We start from the raw sequence: 12998 nt of genomic DNA, 5'->3' as shown, positions 1-12998 counted from the left end.
CCGATGCAGCCCGTAGTTCAATTCCGCAACGTCAACAAACATTACGGCTCTTCGATCGCGGTCGACAGTCTCGACCTTTCGATCGAGCCCGGCCAGTTCGTGACGCTGCTCGGCCCGTCGGGCTGCGGCAAGTCCACCACGCTCCGCATGCTCGGCGGCTTCGAGACGCCAACTTCCGGCGAGATCTATCTGGACGGCAAGGAAATCAGCCGGCTGCCGCCCAACAAGCGCAACGTCAACATCGTCTTCCAGGATTATGCCCTCTTTCCGCATTTGAGCGTGCGCCGCAACGTGGCTTTCGGCCTGGAGCTGAAGGGGCTTGCGTCGGAGGCCATCCACAAGCGCACCATGGAGCTTCTTTCGCTCGTGCGGCTGCAGGAATTCGCCGACCGTATGCCGGCCCAGCTTTCGGGCGGACAGCGCCAGCGCGTGGCGCTGATGCGGGCGCTTGCGCCCAACCCCAACGTATTGCTTCTCGACGAGCCCTTGAGCGCGCTCGATGCCAAGCTGCGCCAGCAGATGCAGGTGGAGCTGAAATCCATTCAGCGGACGACCGGAAAGACCTTCATCTTCGTCACCCACGATCAGGAGGAAGCGCTCACCATGTCCGACGTGATCGTGGTGATGAACAGCGGCCGGATCGAGCAGATGGGCGATCCCCACACGCTCTATTCGCGGCCGCGCAGCCGCTTCGTGGCGAACTTCATCGGCGAGAGCAATTTCATCGAAGGGACGCTCAAGGGAACCAAAGGTGGTCTCGCCGCGATCGAATGGAACGGCAGCGTCGTTCATGCGGGCTTGAACGGTCAGGACCTTCAGGCCGGCAGCCGTGTCGCTGTGGCGCTTAGGCCCGAGGCCGTATCCGTCTTTGCAGCGAAGCCCGCGGAGAAGCTCGCCTTCGAGGGGCGGATTACCCAGCGTCTCTTCAAGGGCGACCACACCTCACTGACGATCGAGCTTCCGAATGGCCAGGTGATCGCGGCGCAGCTCGATCCGGTGGCATTGTCGCGGATCACGGACGACCGGGTGTGGATCGGCTGGCGCGAGGAAGACGCCGTCGCGCTCGCCGACTGAAGCTGAACAAATGATGATGACTGGCTGCTCGGCTGCCGGGCGATCGGCCTTGAACGACAGGACTGGATGATGACCATTCTCGATGATCCGAGGCTTGCAGAGCTCAATGCCCGCGTGAAGCAGGACCTGGATTACCTGAACTATCCGCCGGCAAACTGGTCGCCGGCCTTGCCCGAGGTCGATGGCAAGCCGGTCAGCGATGTGGTCATCATCGGCGGGGGCATGTGCGGCCTGGTGGCCTGGTTCGCGCTCAACCGGGTCGGCATCCGCAACCTGCGCATCGTCGATCGCGCCGCCCGCGGCAAGGAAGGTCCATGGAAGACCTATGCGCGGATGGAAACGCTCCGTTCGCCGAAGAACCTGCTCGGGCCAGCGCACGGTATGGCTTCGCTCACCTTCCGCGCCTGGTACACGGCGCTCTATGGCGTGCCCGCCTGGGAGGAGCTTTTCCGCATCCCGCGGCCGATGTGGATGGATTATCTGGACTGGTACCGCGAGGTGCTGTCGATCCCGGTGGAGAACGGCACTCATGTGACGCGGGTTGTTCCGCGCGAGGACGGCTTGCTGGAACTCGAGGTGGCTGGCGGCGCCGTCCCCTCGATCCTGACGCGCAAGCTGGTGATGGCGACCGGCCGTGACGGGCTCGGCGCGGCCGATATTCCGGATTTCGTCAAGGGAATGCGGAGGCACAAGTCCTGGGCGCATTCTTCCGACGAGATCGATTTCGAGGCGCTTAAGGGCAAGCGCGTGGTGGTGATCGGCGTCGGAGCCTCGGCAGTCGACAATGCCGCCGAAGCACTGGAGAATGGTGCCGGCGAGGTGCGGCTGCTTGCCCGCCGCAAGAAGATGCCGACCATCAACAAGCTGATGGGCATCGGCTCCTACGGGGTGACGGCTGGTTTCCCGGAGATTTCGCCGGAATGGCGCTGGCGGATCATGGACTATTCCACCAAGCAGCAGACGCCGGCACCTCATAATTCGACGCTACGCGTCAGCCGGCACCCGAACGCCTACTTCCATTTCGATTGCGGCATCCAGTCCATGCGCGAGGAAGGCGGCGAGGTCGTCATCACGACGACGAACGGACGCGTCTTTCACGCCGATTTCGTCATCCTCGGTACGGGCTTCACCGTCGATCCGCTCGCACGCAGCGAACTTTCGCCTTATCGGGACAAGATCGCCTGCTGGGAGGACCGCATCACTCCGCTGCCCGGCGAGGAAAACCCGAGCCTCGGCCGCTTTCCGTGGCTGGAGGACGATTTCTCGTTTACCGAGAAGGAGAAGGGAACGGCTCCGTGGCTGAAGGATATCCATTGCTTCAACTACGGCGCCACGATGAGCCTCGGCAAGGTGAGCGGCGACATTCCGGCGATCAGCGAGGGTGCTCAATGGCTTGCCCGCGGCGTGGCCGCTCATCTCTTCATCCGTGATATCCACCACCACTGGCAGGCGCTTCTCGACTACGAGAAGCCGGAGCTCGACGGATCGGAATGGGTGGATGCCGATGCCGACCTGCCCGAGCAACCCGAACAGAAGACCGCCTGAGGAACGCCATGCGCAAGACCGTTTATTACTACCACGCGCTCAGTTCGCCCTGGGCCTATCTCGGCTGGCCGCAGTTCAAGGCGCTGATCGAGAAGCACGATCTCGACGTCGTGGTGCGCCCGACGCGCATCGTGCCGGAAAACGGCGGCGTGCCGCTGCGCTCGCGTCCGCAGCCGCGCCAGGATTATCACGCTGTGGAACTCGACCGCTGGCGCAAGCGGCTGAATATGCCGCTGGTGTTGAAGCCGAAATACTACCCCACCAACAACGAATTCGCGGCGCGTATGGTGATCGCAGCCGACCGGCTCGGCCTGCCGGCGCTCGAACTCAGCCATGCGCTTCTCCATGCGCTGTGGAGCGAGGAGAAGGACGTGACGCTGCCGGACGTGCGCATCGAAGTCGCGAACCGCCTCGGTCTGGACGGGCCCAAGCTGCAGGCGATGGAGGATGAGCCGGAGATAATGCAGGCCTGGCTCGACAGCCATGAGGAGGCCCGCTGCCGCGGCGTTTTCGGCACGCCGACCTGGATCTACAAGGACGTGCTCTACTGGGGCCAGGATCGCCTGAGTTTCCTCGACGAAGCCCTGTCGGCAGATTGAAAGGACCTTTTTCATGACGACTGCACCGACGACGGACGTGATCGACCATGTCCTCGGCCTTGACCCTTCCTCGCCGCTTGCCGCGCTTCGTAACGAGCGGGCGAAGCTCAAGCAGTTGACGCAGGCGAGCTACGAGGCCGCGCTCCGACCGAAAGAGGCGCGCAATTTCTCCTATGCCGAGCGTGCCGCACTCGCCGCCCGCATGGCGGGCCTCTGGAAATCAACGGAACTCGCGTCCCATTACCGCGAGCTGATCGCCAAGGAAGGCGGTGCGGACGAGATAGTGTCGATCGTCGATCCAGCCTGGATGCCGGCCGATGGAGAAAGCCGCCTTGCCGCGATCCTGCGCCATGTCGATCTCGTAACGCTTACTCCCAAGCAGGCGACGCGCGGCAATATCGAGGCGCTTTCTGCCGCCGGGCTGGACGACCGGGACATCGTGGCGCTTGCGGGTTTGATTGCTTTCGTGAATTACCAGGTGCTGGTGGTGGCCGGCCTGAAGATGCTGAGGGACAACTGACATGTCTGACGTCGTGCACGAATTCACGCTCGAGCCGCTCGAATGGAACCCCTATCTGAAGCCGGTCGAGCTTGAAAAGGCGACGCCCGAACAGCTCGACGCGCTCAAGGTGACGCCCTCGAACACCAAGGTTTCGGCCTATGTGCTGGTGCTGGCGCAGGAGGCCGAGACGCTTGCCGAGCGCACGCCGCTCTTCAACGATATCATGTACAGCGAAGGCGGGCTTTCGCGCGGCGGCCGCGAGCTCGGCGCGCTGGCGGCCTCCTTCGTCAACCATTGTATCTATTGCGCCTCGGTGCATGCCAACCGCTTCATCCAGCTCGAGAAACGGCCGGAGGTGGTGGACGAGATCTACAAGAACGGCCTCGATGCCGATCTTGAAGCCTATGACCAGGCGCTGTTCAATTTCGGCGTCGATCTCACCGCCCATCCGGACAATGTCGGCGTCTACCAGTTCTATCATCTTCGCGAAGTGGGCCTCAGCGATCTCGAAATCCTCGATCTCATCCATTCGATCGCGATCTTCGGATGGGCGAACCGGCTGATGCATACGCTCGGCGAACCACTCCGGAAGACCTGATTGTCCGGGGAAGCCGCCCATAGCATGTCGGACCCGGCGCGGTCCTTCGACGTCACCCATCGGGAGGTGCTGCGCATCGCCATTCCGATGATGGTGGCGCATATCTCGACGCCGCTCGTCAGCCTCGTTGCGACGGGCGTTATCGGGCAGCTGGGAGACGAGGCGCTGATCGGCGGCGTGGCGCTCGCCGCGGTCATATTCGACGTGCTTTTCATCTCCTTCAACTTCCTGCGCGGCGCGACCACCGGCTTCACGGCGCAGGCGCTCGGCGCCGGCGACCGGCGTTTCGAGCAGCGCATGCTGCTCGGCGGCCTGCTGATCGCAATCGTTTCGGGTTTTCTCATCCTTCTCCTGCACGTGCCCATCGGGGTTGGCGGACTTGCAGTCCTCGGGGCCGAGGGCGCGGTCGCGGAAGCTGCCCGAACCTATTTCGGCTGGCGGGTCTGGTCGGCACCTTTCGTGCTCTTCAATTTCGTCATCTTCGGCTGGATCATAGGCCGCGGCGAGGCGCTGACGGCGATGCTCCTGCAGACGCTGCTGAACGGCCTCAACCTCGTCTTGAGCTTCTGGTGGGTGCTCGGCCTCGGCTGGGGCGTGGCCGGCGTGGCGCTCGCAGGCCTGGTTGCGGAAGCGGTGACGGCGCTCGCCGGATTGTGGCTCATCGTGCTCAGGACCGACCGCCATTCCTGGGAGCTGCCGGACCTCCAAAGCGTGAAGCGGCTCTTTGCCGTCAATGGCGACATGATGATCCGCTCCTTTTCGCTTCTGATCGGGCTCTCATTCTTCACCCGGCAGAGCGGGATGCTGGGCATCGAGATACTTGCCGCGAACACCATCCTGCTGCGTTTCTATTTCTTCGGCGTCGCCTTCCTGGACGGTATAGCCACCGCCGCGGAGCAGCTTGCGGGGCGCGCGGTCGGGGCGCGCTACCGGCCGGCCTTCGACCGGATGGTGCGGCTGACGACGCTATGGGGTTTCGTCTTCGGAGCAGTCGTTTCCTTCTCCTTCCTGCTCAGCGGCTCGTGGGTGATCGGGCTTGCCTCGCCGAACGCGACGATCACGGCGCTTTCGCTGACCTTCCTTCCCTATGCAGCGCTCCTGCCCCTTTTCGGCGTCGTCGCTTTCCAGATGGACGGCATCTATATCGGCGCGACGTGGTCGCGCGAGATGCGCAACCTCATGCTGCTGTCGCTCGCCCTCTATTTCGCGGCCTGGGCGATCCTGCAGCCGCTCTTCGGCAATCATGGGCTCTGGATTTCGCTGATCCTCTTCCAGAGCGCGCGCAGCATCGCGTTCCGCTGGATGCTGCCTCGGCTGGTTCAGCGCACTCTTCCGGAGACGGTCCCCGTCTAAGCAATGCCGCCGAGACAGACATATTTGATCTCGAGGAATTCCTCGATGCCGTATCTCGACCCCTCACGTCCGAGGCCGGAGAGCTTGACGCCGCCAAAGGGCGCTTCGGCCGTGGAGATCAGCCCCGTATTGACGCCGACCATGCCATATTCCAGCGCCTCGGCCACCCGGAAGACGCGGGCAAGGTCCTTGGCGTAGAAATAGGAGGCAAGGCCGAACTCGGTGTCGTTGGCTTGTTCGATGACATCCGCCTCGTCCTTGAAGCGGAAGAGCGGGGCGACTGGTCCGAAGGTCTCTTCGCGAGCGACGATCATCTCGCTTGTGACATCGGCCAGGACGGTCGGCTCGAAGAAGGTGCCGCCGAGCGAGTGCCGCTTGCCGCCGATGACGACGCGGGCTCCCTTGCCGGTGGCGTCGGCCACATGCTCCTCGACCTTCTCCAGCGCCGCCTTGTCGATCAGCGGGCCGAGGATCACGCCCTCGTCGAAGCCATCGCCGGTCTTCAGCTTTCCGGCAGCCGCGGCAAGCTTCTGCGAAAACTCCTCATAGACCCCATCCTGGACATAGATGCGGTTGGCGCAGACGCAGGTCTGGCCGTTGTTGCGGAACTTGGCGATCAGCGCGCCCTCGACGGCGGCCTCGAGATCGGCATCGTCGAAGACGATGAAGGGCGCATTGCCGCCGAGTTCCAGGCCGAGCTTCTTGATGGTGGGCGCGCTCTGCTTGTAGAGCTGCGCGCCGATTTCGGTGGAACCGGTGAAGGTAAGTTTGCGTACCGTCGGATTGGCGGTCATCTCGCCGCCGATCTCGGATGCCGAACCGGTCAGCACGCTGAAGAGGCCCTTTGGCAGGCCGGCCCGCTCGGCAAGCACGGCGATGGCGATGGCGGAAAACGGTGTCTGAGACGCCGGCTTCAACACCATGGCGCAGCCGGCCGCGAAAGCGGGACCGGCCTTGCGGGTGATCATGGCGTTCGGGAAATTCCAGGGCGTGATCGCCGCGACGACGCCGATCGGCTGCTTCATCACCATGATGCGCTTGTCGGGCTGGTGGCCGGGAACGATGTCGCCATAGACGCGGCGTGCTTCCTCCGCGAACCATTCGATAAAGCTTGCGCCATAGACGATCTCGCCGGTCGCCTCCGCCAGAGGTTTTCCTTGCTCGAGTGTGAGGATCTTGCCGAGGTCCTCCTTGTTTTCGATCATCAGGTCGAACCACTTGCGCAGGATTACGGAGCGCTCCTTGGCTGTGCGGGCGGCCCAGCCTTTCTGCGCAAGCCGCGCGGCCTCGATCGCCTCCCTGGTCTCCTTCACGCCGAGCTTCGGCACTCGGCCGATGATCTCGCCGGTGGCGGGGTTGTTCACCGCGATGGCGCTGTCCGCTGCCGCCTCGATCCAATCGCCGCCGACGAGGGCTGCCTGACGGAAGAGCGATGGTTCTTTCAGCTTCATGGCGGGTATCCTCCTTGTTTCCGCTTCAAGCGCAGATATCGCGCGCCGCCCGAGAACGGCGTGCCGGATTATATCTGACGTCTTTTCGGAAATGAGGAAGACCGTGTCCGGCATTTTTCCGGCTTCGAGATCAGACCGGACCGTGGCTCCGACAGGAGAGCAGGCTATTTCGGAAAGCCGTAACGCTCCGTGATATCCCAGAACATGCGGTTGATCCCGGCGAGCGAGGTAATGCTTTCCCTGATGCGGCCGATCTCCTGCTCGTCGAGCTTCTCGATCTTTCCGTACTTGATCTCGTCCTTGCTTTCGAAGATCCGCATGGATTGGGTAAGGCCGAGACCGCTGTCGGGATCGAAAGAATAGATGCAGTGATTATACTTGTTTCGGAGCTTGGCTTCCTCCGAAAGACGACGGGTCGCTTCGAGAACCTCGACCCGGCAGGCCGGCGGGGTCTTCTGCATCTTGGTGAGCCGCTCGACGAGATCGATGCGGGCGCGCGTGGTGTTGAGCGTCAGGAAGATGACGATCGCGGTTTCCTTGTCCACCCCGGCAAGGCCGGCGATCATATGGATCAGCAGGCTCTCGGTATTCGTCCAAGTATAGTTCAGTTGCCCGAGAAGGAGCAGGACGTCCCGGAACCTAGTTATCGTCGCCCGAGGTCGATCTACTGTCCTGGCCAGGGTTCTGGTCGCGTGCATCGAGGGCTTCCTTGCGCTTGTGCTCGAAATAGAGGGCGACGACTTCGGTCCTGTTATGCACACCGAGCTTGGTGATGATGTTGTGAATGTGGATCTTGACGGTGTGCTCGGAAAGCCCGAGCGCGGCGGCGATGATCTTGTTCTGATTGCCCATGGCAATCCTGGCGAGGATTTCGTTCTCGCGTTTCGTCAGCTTGTCGATCGAGCGAAGGGAAGGCGTTTCGCCCTCCGACAGCATATGCTCCCGCCCGGGCCGGCCCTCGCTCCGGTCCCACGCGGTCGCGACGGACGGACGATAGCCGATCGAGGGGAAGTAGGTGCCGCCTTTCAGGATAATGCGCAGGACGGAAAGAAAGACGTCGAGATTGACGGAGAGGGGAAGGATGCCGCGAACGATCTGGGGATCGATCGCCGCCAGCCGATCCTCGGTTATCGCCACGTCATCCATCCCGACGAGCGCGAGTGAGGCGGTGGGATGGCGCTCAGCGAAGGTCGACCAGTGATCCTTGAGCGGACGCGCGAAATCGATATCGGCGAGCACGAGTTGTACAGGGTTTTCGAACTCCGCCAAGGCGAGGCTCAAGTCCGGAACGGTCCGGACGGAGAGCCAGGGGAACTCGCTTTCAATGGCGGCCGCCATCGCGTTCGAGATCGTACCCGGCGTACAGATGAAGAGCAAAGTGCGGAAAGAATTCATTTTTCTCAAGGCGGCGGTAGCAAGATCCGCATTGAGATTTTGCAGGACGTCTTGCGGAATCTGCATGGTTTAAGCCCCTCCCTATCTCCACGAAGCCAATCCGCGCAGCGCTGCTGACCTCTTTTATTAGAGAAACGTAATCCAAGGCCCGGCCCGTGGGAATAGACCAAAAGAGCTATGGAACAATGGACTAAACCTGTCTCAGAGTCGGAAAATGCGGAACAAAGAGTGACTGGGAGCCGCTTTTCCTGCTTCGATGTAGATCGGAGCATACTTTGGGAGAAGGCTCGCCGATTTTGACTACTTCTTCTTGCTGGGGCGCTGTCTAGACCATCTGCCTATGCGCGAGATTGCTTCACCAGGTCGCGCTAGCTCTAACTATCACCTTAAAACTGATAGCCAATGAGGCCACAGTATGCCTCCGTTCCGGGACGGGTCGCGGTCGAACGCGGCACTGCGTCGGGTATGGTCAGGAACCAGCGTATCGCGTGCTGACCACCGAGCTTTCAGCCCTCTCGGATATGCAGGGAGGAATAGAAAAAAATCAGACATCGCAAGAAGAGACCGGCGAACGGTCGCGTAGACGCGCGCCCCGATGCCAAAGCAGACCTGATTCCACTTCAACAGCCGCAGGCAAAGACCCCAAGAAGATGAATGGCGGTCACGCTGTCGCGGCGAGACAGAGGACACAGTCATGGTAGACAGACGCAACCCATTTGACACGTTTCTCGATGACGACAGTCAGGAACAGCAGGAGCAACAGCAGCAACGCGAACAACAACAGCAGCAGCAGAGCGAGGAGCAGAGCCAGGAACAGAGCCAGAGCAGCGAGTCCGACAATTACAACGGTAACCTGAATGGCAACGGAAACGGCAACCTCAACGGTAATTTGAATGGCAATCTGAACGCCAACTTCAACAAGAACGTCAACGAAACCACGGTCGATGTGACGGTCGATGTCGGCGTGAGCATGGAAGACTATCTTCCGACAGATGACGATTTCGCTGACATCGATGTGTATGAAGGCGGTTCGGTCGATGGCGTGTTCAATATCCAAATGGCAGACATCCTGAACGGCGCATTGACCGGCGGCGGCAACGACGTGGGCAATGTCTTCAGCCAGGTTGCCAACATTCAGGACAACGACACCCTCACGAATGCCACCGTCGATAATACCGGCGGGTTCACCCAGGACTCCGATCCGCAAGGCGGTGTCGCGGTTGCTTCCGACGGCATCGATGCCGGCGGCGGCGGTGGCGGCGGCGGCGGCCATGCCGATGCCAATGGCGGTGACGGCGGCGAAGGCGGTGGCGCCCTCGGCGGCTTCGCAGCCGGCGGTGACGGTACCGGTGGCACTGCGGCGTCCACCGCACTTGGTGGTGCCGGGGCCGGTGGTACAGCGGTAGGCGGCTCCGGCTTTAGCGGCGGTGCAAGCTCCGGCGGTGCGACCGGCGGCAGCGGCACAGGTGCTCGCGGTGGTGAAGGCGGCCATGGCGTAGGCCTCGGCCTTGGTCTCGGCCTCGGGCTTGGTGCCGGCCTGGCAGCTGGCGGCGCCGGTGCAGCCGGCGGCAGCAATAGCGCAGGTAGCGGTGGTGATGGTGGCGACGCCGGTGATTCCTACGGCGGCGATGCAACCGATGCCGGCCGCGGCGGCGATGCTGACGGTGGCGATGCAACGAACCTGACAGGCCTCAATCTGGGCTTCGTCAATCCGATCGTTGCGGTTGCTGGAGACGGCGGCACCGGTGGTGACGGCGGCAGCAATACCGGTGGCGATGCCGGCGATCCCGCAGGAGGTAATGGCGGGGCTGGCGGCGGTGCCTCGGGTGCCGGTGATGGCGGCGGCGGTGGCGATGCCACCGGCTCTGGCACAGGCACGGGCTCCGGTGCTGGCACTGGTTCTGGCACGGGCGGCGCCGGTGGTGCCGGTGGGTCAGGTATCGGCGGAGCCGCGATGAGCGGCGATGCAACGACCGGAGACGCATATGGAGGTGACGCTTGGGCTGGCGGCGGCAACGGCGGCAATGCACTGAGCGGGGCATGGGCCGATGGTACCGGCGGCGACGGTATGGGCGGCTGGGCCTTCGGTGGAGCCGGCGGAGCCGGTGGAGCTGGTGGCATAGCGACAACAGGTTTTGGCGGCGCCGGCGGCGCAGGCGGGACCTGGGGTTCCAACAACGGCGACGACGGTTACGTCACCGGGACAAGCAGCGCCTCTGCCGATGCATTCGTCGAAACGAGCGCGTTCAACCAGGAAATCGTGCTTGGCGCGAACCTGCAGCAGAACGCCATCGACATGACGATCGTGGGCGGCGACCTTACCAGCACCACGGTTGGTGAAGACGACGATGGTACCGTGTAACGCTCGTCTTCGTCGTGATTAGCGACAAATCATAACCTCCCGGACTGCGCAGCCAGCCTGCGCAGTCCATCTGTTCCCGGAAATCATTGAAAGACGGCAGTCGAAAGGCTCCAGTCATGACGACGATGGACAAGATCACCGAGGAAATCTCCCACTTCATCGGTCTGTTTCATACAACCATCGAAGACGTGCGCCTTCGCGAGGCCTATACCGATTTCACCTATCACGTGCCGCAGCATCACCTGCGCGTCGAGCCGGTCTTCGATTCCAACTTCGAAGCGCCTTTCGAGTTTCTCGGCTTCGATCCCGGCGTCAGCTACAAGGCGCCCGCTTATGTGAAGCCCATCACGCATCCGGCGTTTCTGTCGCATATCCAGCATCCGCCGATCCCCGTCGTGGATGGCCCGAGCGAATATCCCGGCATGGACCTGCCGAGGGATCTCGGTCCGGCCGGTCCGCGCAGCATGTCGGTCACGCTGGAGATCGATCCGCCGGGATCGGTCGCGAACTATATGGTGCAGGCGGCAGGCCTTTCCGATGACGACTATTTCAATGTCGGCGGCAGCGGCCTGGCCTTCAATCCGGAACCGGTGAACGATACCGATCTGCTCGAGGCGGCGGAGGATATTCTGTCCCTATCGCCGATCGGCGACCCTGAAATGCCGGGTTCCGGCGATGAACTGATCGAGCTCATCGAGACCATAGCCTCGCAATTGAAGAACTGGACGGCCAGCGCGGAAAGCCCGATGGAAGTCTTCGTTCATCAGGCGGCGACCATCGAAGGCATCTATGTCAACGGCGAGCTGGTGACCGAGGCGCCCAAACTTTCCGATTACCACTCCTTCGACGACGAAGAAGAAGGCGACGACGATACCGACGACGGCCCCGCGCCCAATGTCGTCGTGCATGCCGATGGAACAGTCACCATCGACGTCTCGGTGGAGGTCGTCGCCGGCGGCAATACCGTGGTCAACAACGCGGTGATGCAGAACCTCTGGACCGCCGCGACCGTCACCGCGGTTCTCGGCGACCATTTCGAGATCAACGCCATCATCCAGACCAATGCGATCTGGGATACGGACGCAATCACCTCCGCGATCGAGAGCTGGACGAACAGCGCCGGAGCCAACGAGATCTTCAACATCGCGACCTTCGAACGCATGGATTCGTCGGAGGACACCGGCGCTCAACCGGTCACCGGCGGCTTCCCCAGTGCCTGGGCGATCACTGAGATCCAGGGCGATCTGATGATCGCCAACTGGCTCGAGCAATATATCTTCGTATCCGACAACGATATCGGCATCCTGTCGTCGTCAGGCGTGACGACAAGCGTCATCGCCGGCGATAACACGAGCACGAACCACGTCTCGCTCTACGAGCTCGGGCTCTCCTACGATCTGATCATCGTCGGCGGTTCGGTATATGATGCCAATATCATTCATCAGTTCAACCTGCTGTTCGACAATGATGTCGTCGGAGCGGTCTCGGGCTTCGAGACGACGGGGGAGGGAGCCTTCTCCGGCGCGGGGAACCTCCTGTGGAACCAGGCCTACATCTACAATATCGGCGGAGCGGACCGGTTCGACGCGCTTCCTTCCGCCTATCTCGATGCGGCAAACGGGATAGCCGCCGGCAGGAACAGCCTTCCCAACGGCGTGCTCACCGATCCCGCGTTTGCGGGAATGGAAGGATTGCGGGTGCTCTATATCAGCGGAGACCTGCTCAACATCCAATACATCCGCCAGACCACGATCGTGGGGGACGACGACCAGATCGCGCTCGCGATGAACGCGGTCAATCCTCATCCGGATGCGTCCTGGTCGGTTTCGACGGGCGACAATACGCTCGTCAACACTGCGGCGATCCTCGATCTTGATTCCATGGGCAAGACCTATGTGGGCGGGGAGCAGTACTCCCAGGAAACGCTCATTCAGGCGGAGCTGATTTCGAGCGATCCGGAACTCGCCGCCCGCGATCCCAATGAACTCGTCAATGAAGCGGTGGTTTTCCTGGACGACTCCATGCTGACCGCCGAGACCGATGCGCAAGGCCTCCCGGCGCCCGAACACGACAGTCATTACCAGAACGACGGACTGCAGCATGTGCTCGGATGATGGGG

The 12998-nt window shown here is 62.2% G+C and carries 11 protein-coding genes; 8 read left to right on the top strand and 3 right to left on the bottom strand.

Annotation, left to right across the window (positions count from 1 at the left end):
- Positions 1 to 3 precede the first annotated feature (3 nt).
- From ACE04I_RS03645 to ACE04I_RS03620, 6 genes are all read left to right on the top strand, one after another.
- Positions 4 to 1074 carry an ABC transporter ATP-binding protein gene (locus ACE04I_RS03645; protein ID WP_046795021.1) on the top strand — a complete coding sequence of 357 codons (1071 nt, stop codon included), beginning with the start codon at positions 4 to 6 and terminating at the stop codon, positions 1072 to 1074.
- Positions 1075 to 1143: 69 nt separating this feature from the next.
- The gene (locus tag ACE04I_RS03640) at positions 1144 to 2619 is read left to right on the top strand and encodes an NAD(P)-binding domain-containing protein (RefSeq protein WP_487206637.1); all 1476 of its coding nucleotides are present in this window, start codon (positions 1144 to 1146) and stop codon (positions 2617 to 2619) included.
- Between the two features lie 8 nt (positions 2620 to 2627).
- Entirely contained in the window at positions 2628 to 3218 is a 591-nt protein-coding gene (locus tag ACE04I_RS03635; protein ID WP_487206636.1) for a DsbA family protein, read from the top strand.
- 13 nt (positions 3219 to 3231) lie between these two features.
- Entirely contained in the window at positions 3232 to 3738 is a 507-nt protein-coding gene (locus ACE04I_RS03630) for a CMD domain protein (RefSeq protein WP_046795019.1), read from the top strand.
- A 1-nt stretch (position 3739) separates the two neighbouring features.
- Positions 3740 to 4318 carry a peroxidase-related enzyme gene (locus ACE04I_RS03625; protein WP_487206635.1) on the top strand — a complete coding sequence of 193 codons (579 nt, stop codon included), beginning with the start codon at positions 3740 to 3742 and terminating at the stop codon, positions 4316 to 4318.
- 24 nt (positions 4319 to 4342) lie between these two features.
- Positions 4343 to 5671 carry an MATE family efflux transporter gene (locus ACE04I_RS03620; protein WP_046795126.1) on the top strand — a complete coding sequence of 443 codons (1329 nt, stop codon included), beginning with the start codon at positions 4343 to 4345 and terminating at the stop codon, positions 5669 to 5671.
- On the opposite strand, the gene gabD is transcribed toward ACE04I_RS03620, so the two are convergent.
- The 3 genes from gabD to ACE04I_RS03605 form a co-directional block, all read right to left on the bottom strand.
- The gene (gene gabD, locus ACE04I_RS03615; protein WP_046795125.1) at positions 5668 to 7122 is read right to left on the bottom strand and encodes an NADP-dependent succinate-semialdehyde dehydrogenase; all 1455 of its coding nucleotides are present in this window, start codon (positions 7120 to 7122) and stop codon (positions 5668 to 5670) included. The genes ACE04I_RS03620 and gabD overlap by 4 nt on opposite strands.
- Positions 7123 to 7286: 164 nt before the next feature.
- Entirely contained in the window at positions 7287 to 7820 is a 534-nt protein-coding gene (locus ACE04I_RS03610) for a hypothetical protein (protein ID WP_487206634.1), read from the bottom strand.
- Complete coding sequence (locus ACE04I_RS03605) at positions 7762 to 8583, bottom strand: helix-turn-helix transcriptional regulator (protein WP_487206633.1); 822 nt, start codon at positions 8581 to 8583, stop codon at positions 7762 to 7764. Before ACE04I_RS03605 ends, ACE04I_RS03610 begins: the two co-directional genes overlap by 59 nt.
- Positions 8584 to 9211: 628 nt before the next feature.
- Between ACE04I_RS03605 and ACE04I_RS03600 the strand changes: the two genes are divergently transcribed.
- On the top strand, positions 9212 to 10879 hold the full coding sequence (locus tag ACE04I_RS03600) for a hypothetical protein (protein ID WP_487206632.1): 1668 nt from the start codon (positions 9212 to 9214) through the stop codon (positions 10877 to 10879).
- A 116-nt stretch (positions 10880 to 10995) separates the two neighbouring features.
- Positions 10996 to 12993, top strand: coding sequence for a hypothetical protein (locus ACE04I_RS03595; protein ID WP_487206631.1), 1998 nt, complete (start codon positions 10996 to 10998; stop codon positions 12991 to 12993).
- Positions 12994 to 12998 lie beyond the last annotated feature (5 nt).

This window comes from Rhizobium moroccans (assembly GCF_057559155.1).
This window is presented reverse-complemented; position numbering and strand designations above follow the sequence as displayed.

Coding starts and splice junctions, on each gene's coding strand:
- ACE04I_RS03645 (WP_046795021.1), top strand. CDS start 4: ATGCAGCCCGTAGTTCAATTCCGCAACGTCAACAAACATTACGGCTCT.
- ACE04I_RS03640 (WP_487206637.1), top strand. CDS start 1,144: ATGACCATTCTCGATGATCCGAGGCTTGCAGAGCTCAATGCCCGCGTG.
- ACE04I_RS03635 (WP_487206636.1), top strand. CDS start 2,628: ATGCGCAAGACCGTTTATTACTACCACGCGCTCAGTTCGCCCTGGGCC.
- ACE04I_RS03630 (WP_046795019.1), top strand. CDS start 3,232: ATGACGACTGCACCGACGACGGACGTGATCGACCATGTCCTCGGCCTT.
- ACE04I_RS03625 (WP_487206635.1), top strand. CDS start 3,740: ATGTCTGACGTCGTGCACGAATTCACGCTCGAGCCGCTCGAATGGAAC.
- ACE04I_RS03620 (WP_046795126.1), top strand. CDS start 4,343: ATGTCGGACCCGGCGCGGTCCTTCGACGTCACCCATCGGGAGGTGCTG.
- gabD (WP_046795125.1), bottom strand. CDS start 7,122: ATGAAGCTGAAAGAACCATCGCTCTTCCGTCAGGCAGCCCTCGTCGGC.
- ACE04I_RS03610 (WP_487206634.1), bottom strand. CDS start 7,820: ATGCACGCGACCAGAACCCTGGCCAGGACAGTAGATCGACCTCGGGCG.
- ACE04I_RS03605 (WP_487206633.1), bottom strand. CDS start 8,583: ATGCAGATTCCGCAAGACGTCCTGCAAAATCTCAATGCGGATCTTGCT.
- ACE04I_RS03600 (WP_487206632.1), top strand. CDS start 9,212: ATGGTAGACAGACGCAACCCATTTGACACGTTTCTCGATGACGACAGT.
- ACE04I_RS03595 (WP_487206631.1), top strand. CDS start 10,996: ATGACGACGATGGACAAGATCACCGAGGAAATCTCCCACTTCATCGGT.